Annotated in this window: 12 protein-coding genes; 9 read left to right on the plus strand and 3 right to left on the minus strand. The window is 62.4% G+C overall.

Translation table 11 applies throughout. The features are described 5' to 3' along the window. Window positions 1–5 precede the first annotated feature (5 nt). Window positions 6–776 carry a tetratricopeptide repeat protein gene (locus AC1DWZ_RS05945; protein WP_477167951.1) on the minus strand — a complete coding sequence of 257 codons (771 nt, stop codon included), beginning with the start codon at window positions 774–776 and terminating at the stop codon, window positions 6–8. Window positions 777–863: 87 nt separating this feature from the next. On the opposite strand from AC1DWZ_RS05945, the gene AC1DWZ_RS05950 reads away from it, so the two are divergent. Beyond that, window positions 864–1,763, plus strand: a complete 900-nt coding sequence (locus AC1DWZ_RS05950) for an SDR family oxidoreductase (RefSeq protein ID WP_477167952.1) — start codon at window positions 864–866, stop codon at window positions 1,761–1,763. A 72-nt stretch (window positions 1,764–1,835) separates the two neighbouring features. Here the strand turns inward: AC1DWZ_RS05950 and AC1DWZ_RS05955 are convergent, their stop codons facing one another. Further along, the gene (locus tag AC1DWZ_RS05955; protein ID WP_477167953.1) at window positions 1,836–2,624 is read right to left on the minus strand and encodes an alpha/beta hydrolase; all 789 of its coding nucleotides are present in this window, start codon (window positions 2,622–2,624) and stop codon (window positions 1,836–1,838) included. A 286-nt stretch (window positions 2,625–2,910) separates the two neighbouring features. Between AC1DWZ_RS05955 and AC1DWZ_RS05960 the strand changes: the two genes are divergently transcribed. Continuing rightward, the gene (locus AC1DWZ_RS05960) at window positions 2,911–4,044 is read left to right on the plus strand and encodes a glycosyltransferase (RefSeq protein WP_477167954.1); all 1,134 of its coding nucleotides are present in this window, start codon (window positions 2,911–2,913) and stop codon (window positions 4,042–4,044) included. A gap of 192 nt (window positions 4,045–4,236) precedes the next feature. On the opposite strand, the gene fzlA is transcribed toward AC1DWZ_RS05960, so the two are convergent. Continuing rightward, window positions 4,237–4,905, minus strand: coding sequence for an FtsZ-binding protein FzlA (fzlA, locus tag AC1DWZ_RS05965; RefSeq protein WP_477167955.1), 669 nt, complete (start codon window positions 4,903–4,905; stop codon window positions 4,237–4,239). A gap of 104 nt (window positions 4,906–5,009) precedes the next feature. Here fzlA and AC1DWZ_RS05970 point away from each other — a divergent pair, with 104 nt between their 5' ends. The 7 genes from AC1DWZ_RS05970 to AC1DWZ_RS06000 all read left to right on the plus strand — a co-directional run bounded on the left by AC1DWZ_RS05970 (window position 5,010) and on the right by AC1DWZ_RS06000 (window position 13,384). Continuing rightward, window positions 5,010–5,993: an NADPH:quinone reductase gene (locus AC1DWZ_RS05970; RefSeq protein ID WP_477167956.1), complete on the plus strand. Its 984-nt coding sequence runs from the start codon at window positions 5,010–5,012 to the stop codon at window positions 5,991–5,993. Further along, the gene (locus tag AC1DWZ_RS05975) at window positions 5,990–6,934 is read left to right on the plus strand and encodes a PPK2 family polyphosphate kinase (RefSeq protein WP_477167957.1); all 945 of its coding nucleotides are present in this window, start codon (window positions 5,990–5,992) and stop codon (window positions 6,932–6,934) included. Before AC1DWZ_RS05970 ends, AC1DWZ_RS05975 begins: the two co-directional genes overlap by 4 nt. 49 nt (window positions 6,935–6,983) lie before the next feature. Further along, the gene (locus AC1DWZ_RS05980) at window positions 6,984–8,783 is read left to right on the plus strand and encodes an adenylate/guanylate cyclase domain-containing protein (RefSeq protein ID WP_477167958.1); all 1,800 of its coding nucleotides are present in this window, start codon (window positions 6,984–6,986) and stop codon (window positions 8,781–8,783) included. 86 nt (window positions 8,784–8,869) lie between these two features. Beyond that, complete coding sequence (locus AC1DWZ_RS05985; RefSeq protein ID WP_477167959.1) at window positions 8,870–9,385, plus strand: hypothetical protein; 516 nt, start codon at window positions 8,870–8,872, stop codon at window positions 9,383–9,385. Between the two features lie 115 nt (window positions 9,386–9,500). Further along, on the plus strand, window positions 9,501–10,556 hold the full coding sequence (locus AC1DWZ_RS05990) for a PQQ-dependent sugar dehydrogenase (RefSeq protein ID WP_477167960.1): 1,056 nt from the start codon (window positions 9,501–9,503) through the stop codon (window positions 10,554–10,556). Window positions 10,557–10,648: 92 nt separating this feature from the next. Continuing rightward, entirely contained in the window at window positions 10,649–12,802 is a 2,154-nt protein-coding gene (gene scpA / locus AC1DWZ_RS05995) for a methylmalonyl-CoA mutase (RefSeq protein WP_477167961.1), read from the plus strand. A gap of 144 nt (window positions 12,803–12,946) precedes the next feature. Next, entirely contained in the window at window positions 12,947–13,384 is a 438-nt protein-coding gene (locus tag AC1DWZ_RS06000) for an EF-hand domain-containing protein (RefSeq protein ID WP_477167962.1), read from the plus strand. Window positions 13,385–13,520 lie beyond the last annotated feature (136 nt).

Genomic DNA, 13,520 nt, shown 5'->3' on the forward strand with positions numbered 1-13,520 from the left:
GAATTTCATTCTGCCTTCAGGTCGAGCTTCTCCAATTGGCGCTGCGCCGCATTGGCAACTTCGGTCTTGGGGGCAAGTTGGAGAACGCGCAGGAAATCCTTGCGGGCAGCGTCTTTCTCGCCATTGAGTGCATGCAGGCGGCCACGCTCCAGGAGCGCATCGGGGAAGTCCGGGGCTGCGGTCAGTGCCTTGTCGAGATTGTCGGCAGCAAGATCGAGCTGACCCAGCGCGATATAGGCCGAAGCCCGCAGCGCAAAAATGTCCGGCCGCTTCGGGTCGAGATCGGCCGCTGCATTGAGATCGTCGAGGGCTTCGAAATACATGCCGCTGTTGCCATAGGTCGACGCGCGATCGAGCAGCAGATCGACATTCTTGCCGTCGATCTTGAGCCCTTCATTCTGGTCATGAAGCGCCCGCTCCACCTTGCCGGCCATGGACCAGGCCCGACCCGCCTGCATGAAAACGTTGGAGGCAAGGCGCGCTTTTACCGTGGGCAGGGTTTGGGCGATCTTTTCCAGCAGCACGCCTGCATCTTCATATTGGCCAAGGCCGATCATCGCCAGGGCCTGGCAATGCTGGGCAGCATCGGCGCCGCCATGTTTTTCCCATTCGATGGCGCTTTCCAGCGCGTCGGTTGGATTCTGATCAACCAGTGCCATGCAGGCAGCATATTGCTGTTCGTTCTCCGCCGCCGTCAGCTTGTCCTGCGCCGCCGCCGGGGCAATCGCGCACAGCAATAAGGTGGTGGCCGCGACAGAGATGGCAAAAAGCCGCATGGTTGATGTTTCCGCTTTGGCCCGCTAGGACCAATGATGAGATAAGATGGGGATAGATGGAACGATGGTGAGGAATTTGCAAGTCTCATGACCGTGAGCGATCCGACCGCGACACGCGATATGAAAACCGGGCATTTGTTCTGCTTTGGCCTTGGTTTTTCCGCACGCCATCTGGCCGATCGGCTGCTGGCGCAAGGCTGGCGCGTGAGCGGCACCTGCCGCAGCCCCGAAAAGCAGCGCGCCTTGCTGGATGCCGGTATCGACGCGCATCTCTTCGACCGCGATCATCCTGTGGCTGCCTTGTCCGATTTGCTGGCCGACGTCACGGATGTTCTAGGTTCGGTGCCGCCCGATGCGGCGGGCGATCCGGTGATCGATCTTCACCGCGCCGACCTCACGCAAGCAGCATCGCGTCTTTCATGGATTGGCTATCTGTCGACGACCGGCGTCTATGGCGATCGCGACGGCGACTGGGTCGATGAGACAAGTGCCCTCATGCCCAGCGGCGAGCGTGGCACGCGACGCTTGGCTGCAGAGCGTGCGTGGCTCTCCCTGCCACAGCCGGCGCATCTCTTTCGTCTGGCCGGCATCTACGGCCCAGGCTCGTCGGCGCTCGACGCCGTGCGTGCCGGCAAGGCGCGTCGCGTCGTCAAAGCGGGCCAGGTGTTCAGCCGGATTCATGTGGCCGACATCGCCTCTGTGCTGATGGCATCTATGGCGCGCCCCAATCCCGGTGCCGCCTACAATGTGTGCGACGACGACCCGGCACCACCGGCCGACGTGGTGACCTATGCCAGCGAACTTCTGGGGGTCGCACCACCGCCCCTGGTGCCCTATGAAAGCGCCGATCTCACCCCCATGGCGCGCAGCTTCTATGACGACAATAAACGTGTCCGCAATGACCGGATCAAGCAGGAACTGGCCGTCGAACTGGCCTTTCCCAGCTACCGGAAAGGCTTGAAAACGCTGCATGAATCGGAGTTCTAACCCCTCACCCCGGCCCTTTCCCCACCCGGAGGGGAATGCCGACCTTCGTCGGCGGCGTGGGGCGAGGGGTCCTCAGGACACCTCATCCACGGTCATGAACAGCCGGTCGAGATCCTGCTGGCGCGACAGGCGATGATCGCCGTCCTTGACCAGGGTCACCGCGACATCCTCGCTTACCAGATGATCGGCCAAGCGTAGCGAGATGCTGAACGGCACGTCATTGTCAACCTGTCCGTGGATGAGCCGCACCGGCTTGTCGATCTCGATGGCGCCGCGCAGCTGCAGATGCCGGCGGCCATCCTCGATGAGTGCCCGCGTGATGACATAAGGCTCGTCGCTATAGGCGCTGGGTTCTTCGATGCGGCCATCCTGCATCAGGCGCTGGCGCATCGCTGCGTCCATCGTTTCCCACATCAGCTCTTCGGTGAAGTCGGGTGCGGCGGCGAGACCAACGAGCGCATGGATCCGCTCGGGCCGCGCCAGCGCTGCCAGCAGCATCAACCAGCCGCCCATGGAAGAGCCAATGAGAATCTGCGGACCCTGCGTCAGGTGATCGAGCACATGAATGACGTCGTCGCGCCATCCGCCGATCGTGCCGTCGGTGAACTTTCCCGACGATTGGCCATGGCCGCTATAATCGAATCGCACATAGGCGCGACCCGTTGCGGCGCAATAGGCATCGAGCGCCATCGCCTTGGTACCGGTCATGTCGGACGCGAAGCCGCCAAGGAATACGATCCCCGGAAGCTGTCCTTGCAATTGCTTGCCATTCTCGCCGAGGTCGTTCGCGGCATGATTGCGTCGGTGATAGGCTAGATAGCGGCCATCCTGCAGCGCCAGGCGCGATGCTTGAGCCAGCACCACTTGAGGCCGAAGGCTTTGTTCGATCACAGATTTGTGAGCCCGTGCCAACGAAAAGGCCGAAGAATCGACCAAAGGATGAGGCAGCAGCTCGCTTATCCGACCGCCCACTTCACGCAGTCCCGCTTGCAATCCGGCGGCTGTGCCTGATAATGGTTCCCCAACGACCTGTGGGTTCTTTTTGGACTGCATTGGCGAAGCTCTCCCCGGATAAGAGATGTCAATCGACACCGTTTCCGCGCCTCCTCTTTACACTACCCCAGCCTTGGATCGAAGGGCGCCAACTGTGTTGCAGCTGGTGCCGCATTTCGATGCCGGTGGCGGCGCGCGCCTTGCGCTGGAGTTGGCCGGTGCGGTGACAGCTGCCGGCGGCACGGCCTATATCGGCTTTGAAACGGCAACTGTCTCGACACATGAACTGCCGCGTTATGGCGTGAAGCAGGTCGAGATGAAATTGGCCAGCCGCAATCCGGTGACCGGCTTCAACGTCGCGCGCCGCGTTGCGCGCTTTGCCGCCGAAAACAAGATCGACATCATCCATGCCCAGAGCGCCAGCCTGGCCGTCATCGGCCATGCCGCGGCGAAGAAGTCCGGCTGCCGCCTGGTCACGACCTTTCATGACGGGCCGGCCAGCGTGCGGGCGTTGAGCAAGCGCAGCCTCACCGCCTTTGCCGAATCCGACCTGGTGGTGACGCTGTCCAACAGCACGGCGGAGGAGATCGCCAAGGCGATCCCCAGCCTTGGCCACCGCCTGAGCGTCGTGCCCTATGGCATCGACCTTACCCGTTTCGATCCCACCCAGGTGACGGCGCCTCGTGTCGTGCAGCTCGCCAACCAATGGCGCGTGCCGGACGATCTGCCGGTGATCATGGCGCCGGCCGCGTTCGAGCGGGGCAAGGGCCATTCGCTGCTGCTGGAAGCCCTGGCGCTCATCCGCGACCTCGATCTGCGGTGCATCCTGGTGGGCGCCGAGCCCGATGGCGGCGCCTATCGCGCCCAGTTGGAGAAGGAAATCACCCATCACCAGCTGCAGGACCGCGTGCTGATGGCCGACGAGGTCAAGGATATGGCCGCCGCCCTGATGCTGGCCGACCTCATCGTCGCCCCCTATCTGGAACCCGCCACCTATAACCGGGTGATCATTGAGGCCCAGGCCTTGGGCCGGCCGGTGGTCGCCAGTGACTTCCCCAATGCCAGGGAGGTGCTGGAAGGCAGCTCCATGGCTTGGGTGACACCGCCCAGCGACGCCATGGCGCTGGGCTGGGCGATCCGCGACGCCCTCTCGCTGCCGCTCGACGAGCGGGAAGCCAGGACCCCGCAGGTGATCGACAATCTCCGCCAACGCGCCGACCGCATTGTCATGACCGACAGCATGCTGGCCCTCTACGACCATCTCGTGCACGCCCATCAGGCGGCGTAATCTGACGACAGGCCCGGTTGGGTCCGCTGGCAAGCTCATTCCCTCTCCCCTCGCGGGAGAGGGTCAGGGTGAGGGGATCGGGCGACTGGACTCGCTGATAGATCCCCCTCACCGCTCGCATACGCTCGCCGCCTCTCCCGCAAGGGGAGAGGCTTGGTGGTTCCTCGGGGCAGATCGAGAAGACGATAGCGATTAAAAGTCCAGATCCGCGTAATGGGGTGGCGGCTGCGTTCCTGGCCAGGTGTCGGCGAGGATCGGGCGGAAGCTGGGGCGGGATTTGACGCGGGCGTACCATTCGGCAGCTTCCCGGTGCTGGTCCCAGGCGACGTCACCGAGATAGTCGATGGCCGAGATCTGCGCCGCGGCCGCGATGTCGGCGAGGCTGAAATCATCGCCCGCCAGCCAGTTGCGGCGATCGGCCAGCCAGGAAATATAGTCGAGATGGATGCGGATATTGGCCTTGCCGGCGCGGATCGCCCCTGAATCCGGACCACCCTGGCCCAGCAGGCGCTTCAGCATCTTTTCATGAAGCAGGTTCTGCGTCACCTCACGCTCGAACTTGCCGTCGAACCAGGAAACCAGGCGCCGCGTCTCCGCCCGCGCCACCGCCGTGCGGCCCAGCAGCGGATTTTCGACATAGGCATCTTCGAGATATTCGCCGATGGCATAGGCGCCGGCGATGATTATGCCGCCCTCCTCCACCAGGACCGGGGTTTCGCCGGCCGGGTTGAGCTGCAGCAGCCCTTCGCGCCGCTCCCAGGGTTTTTCTGGCACGGGGTCGAAATCGAGCTTCTTCTCGCGCAACTGAATGCGTACCCGCCGCGACTGCGGCTGAAGCGAAAAATGGTGGAGCGACCGCATCTTGTCTCCGAATCGGCGGCGGAGACTATCACTGGCCAGCCGCCTCGGCTAGGCTCTCTCGCCGCGATATTTCAGTGATTCCGCTCTGGTTGGAGACAAGGCAAATGCGCGCCGCTTTCTATGAAAAAATGGGTCCCGCCCGCGAGGTTCTGCAGGTCGGCGACATGCCCGACCCCAGCCCGCAAGCCGGTGAGGTGCGGGTGCGCATCATGGCGTCCGGCGTCAACCCTTCTGACGTGAAGATGCGGGTGGGAACCGCCAGCGCCGCCAATCCATATCCGCGCATCATCCCCCATAGCGACGGCGCCGGGATCATCGACCAGGTGGGTGCCGGTGTGCCGCAAGCCCGTGTCGGCCAACGTGTCTGGGTGTGGAACGCGCGCTGGAACCGGCCTTTCGGGACGGCGGCAGAGTATGTGGCCTTGCCGGCCGAACAGGCGGTCCCGCTGCCGGACGGCACCGACTTTGCAGCCGGCGCGTGCCTGGGCATTCCAGCCCTCACGGCCTGGCAGGGCGTCGAGACCGACGGCGGCGTACAAGCCGGCGACTGGGTGCTGGTCAATGGCGGTGCCGGCGCCGTCGGCCATTACGCCGTGCAGATGGCCAAAGCCAAGGGTGCCAACGTCATTGCCACGGTGAGTTCAGCCGCCAAGGCCGCCCATGCCAAATTGGCTGGCGCCGAATTCGTCATCGACCGCAAGCTGGAAGATGTGACGGCCAGAATTAAACAGATCACCCGCGACAAGGGTGTCGCCCGCGCCATCGAGGTCGACTTTTCCGGCAATATCTCCTGGCTGCCGCAGGTGATGGCCGATTACGGTCTCATCGCCATCTATGGATCAAGCCAGCGCGAGGCCATGGTTGGTTTCGGCCCGTCGATCCTCGGCAACATCGCCTACCGGTTTTTCATCGTCTACAACCAGCCGCCTGCCCTGCGCGCCCGTGCCGTGGCAAGCCTCACCGACATGCTGCACAACAATGCGCTTCAGCACAGCATCGCCGCCACCTATCCCTTGAAGGATATCGCTGCAGCCCATGAGGCCGTTGAAAGCGGACAGGTCATGGGCAATGTCGTGGTGACGCCATGAACAGCGCCGACGCCCAGGCGCTGGTCCTGAAAGCCAGCGAGCTCATCGCCCCCTACCGGGTCGAGCGTGCCAAAGGATTCCGGCTCAAGAATTACGCAGCCAAGGACGGCCATCTCATCGGCAAGGAGGATGCTGAAGACCTGCTCAAGGAATGCAGCAAGAAGCTTTCCAGCCTGCAGGAGAGGTTGCACGCCGAAGGGCGCGGTTCTTTGCTGCTGATCCTCCAGGGCATGGATGCGTCGGGCAAGGATGGCGCCATCAAGAACGTGATGTCCGGCGTCGATCCGCAGGGTGTCGACGTGACCTCGTTCAAGGCGCCGGCGGGTATCGAGCTGGAACATGATTTTCTGTGGCGCTGCAATCTGGCGCTGCCGCGCCGTGGCCGCATCGGCATCTTCAACCGCTCCTATTATGAAGAAGTGGTCGCCGTGCGTGTCTATCCGCATTATCTCGACAATCAGCGCCTGCCGGCACGCGCGATCGGCAAGAAGATCTGGGATGAAAGGCTGGCCGACATTGCCGCCCATGAGGATTACCTCAGCCGCAACGGCATCGTCGTGCGCAAGATCTTCCTCAACATCTCGCAGGAAGAGCAGAAGAAGCGGCTGCTGGCGCGCATCGAAGATCCCGACAAGATGTGGAAATTCTCGCCCGACGATCTTCGCGACCGGCAGCGCTGGCCGGATTTCATGGACGCCTACGATGCAGCGATCAGCGCCACGGCCAGCAAGAAATCCCCCTGGTTCGTGGTGCCGGCCGACGACAAACCCTTTGCGCGGCTGGTGGTGGCCGGCATCGCCATCGATGCGCTGGAGAGCATGAAACTGGCCTTCCCGACGGTCGATGCCGAGCGGGCCCGCCTGGCGCGGCAAGCCGCCGCGCAACTGCAGCAGGAGAAAAGCGGATCCAAGCCAGGCAAGAAGCCCCGGAAAGACATATGATCCAGCCTGGTGAGGCCACCGTAACAAATGCCTCGGGGTTAGGAGCATCATGAGCGGGCTTCGCAGCAGATCCTGGACCTGGCGCTTCAAGAATCGGCCAGCGATCATCTGGCCATTGCTGGCAGATACCGCGCGCTTCAATGAAGCAGCGCATCTGCCGCGCCACAAGATCACGGAAATTCCGGGGCCAGATGGCGTCGTCGCCTATTTCGGCGCGGTCAAGATGGGCCCGTTCGACATCAAATGGCAGGAACGTCCGGTCAATTGGGTGTCTGAGCAATTCTTCGAACATGTCCGCGACTTTTCCAGCGGACCGCTCTCGCTCCTCGGCGCTCATCTCCAGCTCTCTTCCGACCCGGCGACCGGCGGCGCCACCGGCACCTACACGCTGAGTGCAGCGCCCCGCAATTGGATCGGCCGCCTGCTGCTTGCCACCAAATTCTTCGCCTCATCCGGCGAGACGTTCGGGCGCATGGTGGCGGAGGCTGACCGCTTTGCGTCTGGCGAGACGCCCACCATCTTCACCTATTCGGCGCCCGCCGTGACACCGGAGATTCAGGCCAAGGTCGCGCGCATGGTGGCGGAGATCGAGGCGACACCCAACGGCCATCACCTTGCCCAGCGCCTTAGCCATCATGTTCTCAATGCGCAGGAGGTCGATCTGTGGCACATCCGCCCAATCGGCCTTGCACGTGATTGGGCGGTGCCGGAACGCCATGCAATCGAGCTCTGCCTGCAGGCGGTGAAGGCTGGCTTGCTGGAACTGCGCTGGGACATTCTGTGTCCGCGCTGCCGTGTGGCCAAGGCCTGGTCAGGCGGCCTTGACCGCCTGCCGACAGGCGCGCATTGCAGCTCGTGCAACATTGACTACGACCGCGACTTCTCGAAGAATGTCGAAGCAAGCTTCCGGCCCGCAGCGGCCATCCGGCCTTTGGAATCGGGCGAATATTGCATGTGGGGACCGATGTCCGTGCCCCATGTGCGGGCCCAGATTCACTTGAAGCCCGGCGAAGCACGCGACCTCCCCGGCCGTCTCATCAAGGGGCCCTATCGCCTGCGCACGCTGGAGCCCGGTCCGGAATGCGAGATCGAGCATGATGGCGAGACCTTTCCGACACTCATCATCGAGGCGGAGGCGATCAGCGCCGGTCCATTGCAAAAGGCCGGCACCCTGCGTTTTGAAAACCACACCGGCCGGTCGCGCATCGCCATCATCGAGAGCCGGCATTGGATGGCCGATTGCCTGACAGCGGACCGGATCACCGCGCTGCAGGCCTTTCGCGATCTCTTTTCAGAAGACGTGCTGCGGCCGGGCGACGAGGTCACCGTCGGCCGCGTCACTCTCCTCTTCTCCGACCTCAAGGCCTCGACGGCGCTCTATCAGCAGATCGGCGATGCCGCGGCCTATCATCTGGTGCGCGATCATTTCGCCTTCATGGCCGATATCATCCGCAACCATGACGGTGCCATCGTGAAGACCATCGGCGATGCGGTGATGGCGGCCTTCGCAAGACCCGAAGATGCCGTGCGTGCCGCCCTTGCCATCCAGCGCGATCTTGCCAAGCGGGATGAAGGACAGGATGGGCGGGCGATCGTCATCAAGCTTGGCCTCCACCAGGGCTCCAGCATCGCTGTCACCTTGAACGACCGGCTCGATTATTTCGGCTCGACGGTCAATATGGCGGCACGGCTTCAGGGCCAGAGCGCCGGCGGCGATATCGTGCTGTCGCAGGAAATGGTCGACGACCCGGCTGTGGCCCCGGCTCTTGCCGGATTGCAGCCGGTGGCCGACCGCGCGGCCCTCAAGGGCTTCAGCGAACCCCTGACATTTTACCGCCTCAACCTCTGATCCTAGCGATTTCTTAACTATCCCAGGGTCACGCTGGCTGCGCTATCTTCTTGACGCCGTGGTTCTTTTTGGACCATGAGGACCGGATGACCGCGCGCATTCCACAGGTTGAAGGCGACGATCCCAGCCCACGCTACCGCGAACTGAGCGCGCGCGCGGTGGGCTCGAACGTCAATGAAAAGTCGCTGCTGGCGACCGACTACCTCAATCATATCAATGAAATCGTCATGCTGCTGGAGATCGTGCCGGACGCCCCGGAATGCCTGGACGATTGCAAGGCCTGGGCGCCCCTGGATTATGCCGACCATTTCCGCAATTCCGGCATCGCCGACAAGGAACTGGCAATCGAGGCCTATCCCCATTCGCCGCCGCAATATAAGCAGCCCTTCGACCAGCTGGTGCGCGAGATGAACCGGCTCATCGCCATCTCCATCAAGCGGCTGGACGTGATCCTCGCCGAGGGCAATGAAGACCAGACCCGCCACGTCGCCGCCCGCGCCTCGCAGAACCTGCAGGATCTCATCGGCCAGGCCTCGGCCATCATCCATGGCGACGACCATGTCATCGACCAGGCCCAGATCGACGCCTTGATGCAGCTCTAGGTCCTTGATGGCGCCGTGTTGCGCCCCACATTGATCTCACCATTATCGTCATGCCCGGGCGTGACGGTGTTTATTTGCGGTATTTGTGGGCATATTTGTGGGCAAAGGAATTCTGATGATGCGCCACTATCTGCCAGCATTCATTCTCCTCGTGTTTCTAACTCACGCCGCGCACGCCGAACCGCCCTTCACCGTCACCACCCTCGCCGACGGTCTCGAGCATCCCTGGTCGATCGCGGTGATGCCGGACGGCAAGCTGCTGGTTACCGAACGGCCCGGGCGGTTGCAGATCATCGACTCCCAAAACGGCAAGGCGCAGAAGATTGCCGGATTGCCGAAGGTGCGGGTGCAGAGCGAGGCCGGCCTCCTTGGCTTGGCACTCGATCCTGATTTCGCCACGAACGGCCGGCTCTATCTCTGTTATTCGACCGGATCGATGTTCAATGCCGGCAACCGCCTCTCCAGCTTCACACTGAAGAACAATGCGCTCATCGGCGAGCAGGTCTTGATCGATCATCTGCCCGGCGCCAACTGGCACAATGGCTGCCGCGCCGCCGTGTCACCGGACGGATACCTCTTTGCCAGCATGGGCGATGCCACCGATGCCGAGAAGGCGCAGGATTCGCAGAGCTTCAACGGCAAGATCTTCCGCTTGAACCGCGACGGCACGATGCCCGCCGATAATCCCTTTCCGAACTCACCGGTGTGGAGCTTCGGCCATCGCAACCCGCAGGGCCTCACCTTCAGACCAGGTAGCGGCGATCTGTGGGCAACCGAACACGGGCCCGACACGCAGGACGAACTCAACCGCATCCAAAAGGGTGGCAATTACGGCTGGCCCAATTGCCGCGGCGTAGACGCCTGCCCGGGCCTTGCCGATTATCATCCGGCGATTGCCGAGTTCGAACATGACCGGACCATCGCCATCTCCGACCTCGTCTTCTATCGCGGCACGGCCTTTCCCGATTGGCAGGGCGATATCCTGTTCGTGGCCTTGAAGACCGGCCGCCTCTATCACCTCGCCTTGGACGGCGACCGGGTTACGAAGTCGGAGATTCTGATCGACGACGCTTACGGCCGCCTGCGCGACATCGCCGAAGCCCCCGACGGCAGCCTCTATCTCGCCACCGACAATGGCGAGGACCAGATTTTGCACCTGGTGCCAAAATAGGCCCTGCCTAGACTCCGCAGCCTTCCCTCTGCTACCTTGCCGAAAATGCTGCACTGCGAAAAGCGGGCTGGATCAGGGTTGGAGGAGCGGTCGTGGCGGAGTTTCCGAAGAAGACATTGGCGGATTGGGAGAAGTTGGCGGCGCAGGAATTGAAGGGCGCCGATCCGATGAGTCTCGCCCGTGAGACGCCGGAAGGCATCCGCCTGAAGCCGCTTTACACCGAGGCCGATCTCGAAGGCCTGGAGAGCATCGATACCCTGCCGGGCCTTTCGCCTTATACCCGCGGCCCCCGCGCCACCATGTATGCGAACCGCCCCTGGACCATCCGGCAATATGCCGGCTTTTCCACGGCCGAGGAATCCAACGCCTTCTACCGCGAGAATCTGCGCCGCGGGCAGATGGGCCTTTCCGTCGCCTTCGATCTCGCCACCCATCGCGGTTATGACAGCGACCATCCGCGCGTCATGGGCGATGTGGGGAAGGCTGGCGTCGCCATCGATTCCGTCGAGGACATGAAGATCCTGTTCGACGGCATCCCCTTGGACAAGATGTCGGTCAGCATGACCATGAACGGCGCGGTCCTGCCGGTGCTGGCGGCCTTCATCGTGGCCGGCGAGGAGCAGGGCGTGCCAGCGGCGAAACTGTCGGGCACGATCCAGAACGACATCCTCAAGGAGTTCATGGTCCGCAACACCTATATCTATCCGCCGGCACCCTCGATGCGCATCGTTGCCGACATCATCGAATATACCGCGCAGAACATGCCGAAGTTCAATTCGATCTCGATCAGCGGCTATCACATGCAGGAGGCCGGCGCCAATGCGGTGCAGGAGTTGGCCTTCACCTTGGCCGATGGTCTTGAATATGTGCGCGCGGCCTTGTCGAAGGGGCTCAAGGTCGACGAATTTGCACCACGCCTTTCCTTCTTCTTTGCCATCGGCATGAACTTTTTCATGGAGATCGCAAAGCTCCGCGCCGCCCGCTATCTGTGGGCGAAACTCATGCGCCAGTTCAACCCTCAGGATCCGCAATCCTCGGCGCTCCGCACACATTGTCAAACGTCTGGCGTCTCGCTCCAAGAGCAGGATCCCTACAACAATGTGATCCGCACGACCATCGAAGCGATGGCCGCCATCCTGGGTGGCACGCAGTCGCTGCACACCAATGCGCTCGATGAAGCGATCGCCCTGCCGACACCCTTTTCCGCCAACATCGCGCGCAACACGCAGTTGGTGATCCAGGAGGAAAGCGGCATTCCCGCCGTCATCGATCCGATGGGCGGCAGCTATTATGTCGAGAGCCTGACCGCGAGCCTCATCACCGCTGCCGAGAAGCTGATCGCCGACGTGGAAGCGCTGGGCGGCATGACCAAGGCGGTCGAGAGCGGCATGCCGAAGCTGCGCATCGAGGAAGCGGCCGCCAAGCGCCAGGCGCGGGTCGATCGCGGCGAGGATATCATCGTCGGCGTCAACAAATACCAATCCAACGAGACCACCCATGTCGACGTGCTCGACATCGACAACAGCAAGGTGCGTCTGTCGCAGATCGAGCGCCTGAACAAGATGAAGGCCAGCCGCGATGCGGTGGCGGCAAAGGCAGCGCTCGATGCCCTGACGCAAGCAGCCCGCGACGGCAGCGGCAATCTGCTGGCGCTCGCCGTCGCCGCCATGCGCGCGCGCGCTTCCGTGGGTGAAGTTTCGAGCGCGCTGGAAATTGTCTATACCCGCCACAAGGCGGAGATCCGCTCGATCGCCGGCGTCTATGGCGCCGCTTATCGCGATGATCCCGGTTTCAGCGCCATCCAGCACCAGATCCAGGATTTCGCCAAGGCTGAAGGACGCCGGCCACGCATGCTGGTGGTGAAGCTGGGGCAGGACGGCCATGACCGTGGCGCCAAGATCATCGCCACCGCCTTTGCCGATCTCGGCTTCGACGTCGATATCGGACCCTTGTTCCAGATCCCCGACGAAGCCGCGCGCCAGGCCATCGAGAACGACGTCCATGTCATCGGCGTCTCGTCCCAGGCGGCCGGCCACAAAACGCTGGTGCCACAGCTCATTCAGGCTTTGCACGACCAGGGGGCTGATGACATTCGTGTGATCTGCGGCGGTGTCATTCCGGCCCAGGACTACCCGATGCTGCGCGATGCGGGTGTGGCCGCCATTTTCGGCCCTGGCACCAATATCCCCAAGGCAGCCGCCGAAATCCTGGGCCTGCTGCAGAAATCCGGCCACAAAGCGGCCTGACGCCTGGACTGAAACCTGGGCTGAAACCTGTCACCGCAACGTGATTGAACCTTTGCACCGGCTCTTACGTTGTTCTCCGTGGATCCTTATGTCGACGCTCACCCGCAATAGCTCATCGGGCGTCCATTCATGGAAGGTACGATTATGTCGATAGCCACGCGTTTCAGCTCAACTGCCGCCATTCTGGCCGTGCTGGCCTGCGCGGCATTGGCAACGGCGAGCCCGGCTGCGGCCAAGGTCCACAAGATTTACAACGATAAACAGGCCTGGCAGCTGGTCGACAAGAACAGCGACGGACAGATCAGCAAGAAGGAATGGAAATGGGCCGAAAAGCACGGTTATGACCGGCTGAATGGCGTGCCCAAGAAACATTTGTCCCGGAGCGAGTATCAAAGTTATCTCGACAAATATCTGAGCTACCGGCGCAGCCAAGCTTATCGCCATAACGATAACAACCGTTACGACGGCAACAATGGCTACAAGCCGACTGGCCAGGCGACGACCAGCCAGCCCTGGTGGGCGCAGCCGACTTATGGCAATCGTCGCGGTGAATCGAGCGGCGGCTATAACGGCGATCATTGATCGAAGACCACAGGCCTGCACCCTGTCTTACCTGCGGGATGGTCTCGAGAGATGGGGCGGCCCTGCCGGAAACGGCGGGGCCGCTCTTTTTACGGCCTTGTCACGCGCTGGTAATTGCGCCTGTTGGAACAATGGC

Source organism: Dongia sp. P2_B8 (assembly GCF_056404715.1).